Annotated in this window: 4 protein-coding genes; 1 reads left to right on the top strand and 3 read right to left on the bottom strand. The window is 47.2% G+C overall.

The genetic code is table 11. The features are described 5' to 3' along the window. Positions 1-51 precede the first annotated feature (51 nt). From ACVCAM_RS26080 to ACVCAM_RS26090, 3 genes are all read right to left on the bottom strand, one after another. A complete protein-coding gene (locus ACVCAM_RS26080; RefSeq protein ID WP_001145102.1) occupies positions 52-1,044 on the bottom strand; it encodes a hypothetical protein in 993 nt (330 codons plus the stop codon). A gap of 48 nt (positions 1,045-1,092) precedes the next feature. Continuing rightward, complete coding sequence (locus tag ACVCAM_RS26085) at positions 1,093-1,248, bottom strand: hypothetical protein (protein ID WP_000074143.1); 156 nt, start codon at positions 1,246-1,248, stop codon at positions 1,093-1,095. Positions 1,249-1,438: 190 nt separating this feature from the next. Continuing rightward, on the bottom strand, positions 1,439-2,035 hold the full coding sequence (locus ACVCAM_RS26090) for a recombinase family protein (RefSeq protein ID WP_016247550.1): 597 nt from the start codon (positions 2,033-2,035) through the stop codon (positions 1,439-1,441). Between the two features lie 568 nt (positions 2,036-2,603). Here ACVCAM_RS26090 and ACVCAM_RS26095 point away from each other — a divergent pair. Continuing rightward, on the top strand, positions 2,604-3,377 hold the full coding sequence (locus ACVCAM_RS26095) for a hypothetical protein (RefSeq protein WP_047363727.1): 774 nt from the start codon (positions 2,604-2,606) through the stop codon (positions 3,375-3,377). Positions 3,378-3,387 lie beyond the last annotated feature (10 nt).

Genomic DNA, 3,387 nt, shown 5'->3' on the forward strand with positions numbered 1-3,387 from the left:
TTAATCAACGAGTCAGCTTGGGAAGACATGACCTGCTTATTCGCACCTTCCCTAATCATCACGGCGATTACGTTCAAATCCCCTGCGCCCTCTTGCTGCCCATTCAGCATTGAGTACCACGTAACGCTCCCAGCGTTCACGCAGCTGTGCGAGCTTTAGCGGTAATTCTTTGGTGACAAAGGCTTCCGGTATTTCAAAGTCATCAAGATGCCCTTCCAGGTATGCATGTACGCCTTCCAACACATCAATCAGAGTGATGTTGTTACTTTGTTGCCCTTCAAGAAGCGGCCCCTGCCAGCTATGCCAGAAGGCCTGATGGCGCAGACAGCTTTCGTCATTCGCGAGCCACCACAAATCCATAAAGATTCCTCGTGCAACTTTGAACGGCTGTTCATCAAACTGTTCGATGAGAAAGAAATAACACGGGATCTTGAGCGCGTTAATACGCGCAATTTCAATTTCAGCATCACGGCGCAAGGCAATCAGATTGCTAAAGCGCGAGCGCATACAGGCGACAGGGTTCAACACCCTTACCTTTTCATTCATTTCAGGCATACCGGGGCCGGTTGCTTCTACATAAAACGGGGCGGTATACAGGTAAAGCTTTTCCCCCAGAAAATCAGAACGGTCAAAGCCTCCGGGTCGGTCGATAATATCCACCACATTTGGCTCGTCAGGCGCATCCGGTACGGCAAATAAGCGTCCATCATCCCGTTTGATATCGTGTGTGTCCTGATCGATAAGCATAAACTGTGCAAGGGATGGGGGCTGGCCGTCTTTGTTCTCCCACGTCTTAACGTTGAGCGTTTTTGCTATAGCCGCAATATCATCTTTCCGGGCGCTGTAGTCGCAGTCAACAGAAGTGGTGAGACGCTCATCAGGCAATCTGTCGCCATATTGTGCATGATAATAGGATATCCAGTATTGCACAGCCTGACCGCCAACTGTGATAACGGCATGTTTGAACTGGTCAGCGTTGCAGATCAGCTGCTGATTTAGCAGGTACATCTGCTCATAGGGGGGAATAACGTCTTGAACAGGCATAAAAAAACCATCAGCGAATGATGGTTTATTGTGCCTCAAAGTTCAGGATCAGGCAAAAGCGATAGTATGAGAGAATTTGCTACTGGCTGACTTACTGAAGCGGCTTTTCACGGCAGGTTTGTAACCGGCACGACCACGCAAAACCTGCACCGCTACGGCTTCGTAGCGTTCATGCTGCTTTTGTTTAGCTTGTGCTGGAGACATAATTTTGTACCTGACGGTAGTTATAAACAAATAAGTTGCAGTAACTATACGTCACGAATCTACGTCACGCAATAGTGTACTATTGTTGCAACTTCGATGTACTTCCAGATTACAAAGTAAGTCCTGATCTCTTAGCAAATGTGGTGAACAGAATTGCCATTCCTTCAGCGGATTGTGTCGGGGGTGGATGTCAATCTGGTAACTCCGGGCTGACTGCATCGCCACGCAGGCGCATGATGGTTTGTCGTGAGGTCCCAAACTCGCGGGCAATGGCGCTGATACTGGCACCTGCTTTCAGTTGTTCAAGCGCTGCCTGCCGCTGTTCCTGGTTAAGCGCCGGCGGCCGGCCAAACCGTTTGCCTGCTGCCCTAGCCCTTGCCAGGCCGGAATGCGTGCGTTCAATCAGCAGGTCCTTTTCAAACTCAGCCACAGCCGAAATGACCTGCATGGTCATCTTTCCGGCCGCGCTGGTGAGGTCCACGCCACCCAGCGCGAGGCAGTGTACGCGAATACCGGATGCTGCCAGCTGCTCTACGGTCTTTCGCACGTCCATTGCGTCACGGCCCAGGCGATCAAGTTTGGTCACTATCAGCACATCATCATTTTCCATGCGATCAAGTAGTCTGGCAAAACCGGGGCGTTCGCTGGCAGCCACTGATCCGCTGATTTGTTCCTCAATCAGGCGCTGGGGTTTAACGGTAAAACCGGCTGCTTCAATTTCTCGGCGCTGGTTTTCAGTGGTCTGTTCCAGTGTGGAGACCCGGCAGTAAGCAAAAACTCGTGACATGGCGTAATTTTGTGTACGAAATGGATGTACGAATTATAACGCATGTACGAAACTAATTTCACTAAGTTTTGAACAGGTGCTGTAAGCGGTGTCCGAAATCGGTCGGTTTGGTACAGCATGCTAAGGCAGCCTGCAGGAAGAGTGAAAATATAAGCTGTCTAATATTTTATTGCGGGATTATTTCAGTGCATTCTGATTATAGCTTTCAGACTATGACATTAGAGTATACCCCAATGTGACAGGCTGACGCGCCCTGCGGGCTTGCCCAACCCCTCGCCTGCTCAGATGCAAGCTCTGAACAGACTCACGGTTTCGGAAACAGGTCAACAAAAATAAATACGATCAACAGAAATATTTTTTGGACACTTTTTCCGATAGTGCCGAAATGTCCAGAATGAATAGCATTTTTTTGTACATTTCAGGTGGAGGATTGACGATGGCGGAGCGAGGCACTGAAAAACTGGACAAAAAGTGCTGTACGTCCAATCCGGGCAGGAATTATTATTAATACTTACTTTAGCGGTGCGACCGGCAACAGCTTAAGGCTGTAATACGACGAAGGATGTATATGGAACTGGATACTGAATTTCGCTACCCGAATGTTATCGATTTCTTCGGTACGACCCTTTTTCATCTGTGTCATTTCACAACAATAGATCTGCATAATTACGCCGCATACAATAATTACTCAGAGGATAATATTAAGAAAAGCAATGATATGCTTTGCAATGAAATAAATGAACATCTGAAAAATAATGGTGGTGAATATCACGAGGATATTATTGATAGTTACAGTCAAGAAATAAGAGAATTTGGCGAATTTTACCCCCCCATGCATCGCAAGGCCATGGTGATAACACTGTATAATTTCTTTGAACATCAAGTTAAAACATTATGCGCCGAAATTAATAAACTTCTCCCACAGGACATGAGCGATAAGTATTTAAAAGAAGTGTGTATAAAACGTTATCGTCAATTTTTGAGGAGAGAAGCCAGTTTTGATATTAATCAGGGGAATTTATTGTGGAAACGATGGGAGGATATGCTGAAAGTGGAGCAAATCAGGCATGTTCTGGTTCACTCTGAAGGTGAGATTGAGAAGCACAGGGTAGAGCGGCTGGCTGATGATATAGAAAACTACTGTAAGCAAAAAAACGGTATCAGGCTGATTCGACACCGTATCATCATTGATGAGGGTTATGTGGCGGGACTTATTGCTGAGTTTATCTCACTGTTTGACCTACTGGGCAGGCAGGTGAACGCTTTCATCCGTAGATACGAAAGCGAGCATGGTAGCTACGAAGTTCCACTCCCGTTGGGAGCATCACGAACGCCGCTGTGATTCGTGGGGC

The organism is Enterobacter sp. CFEC122, from assembly GCF_052983755.1.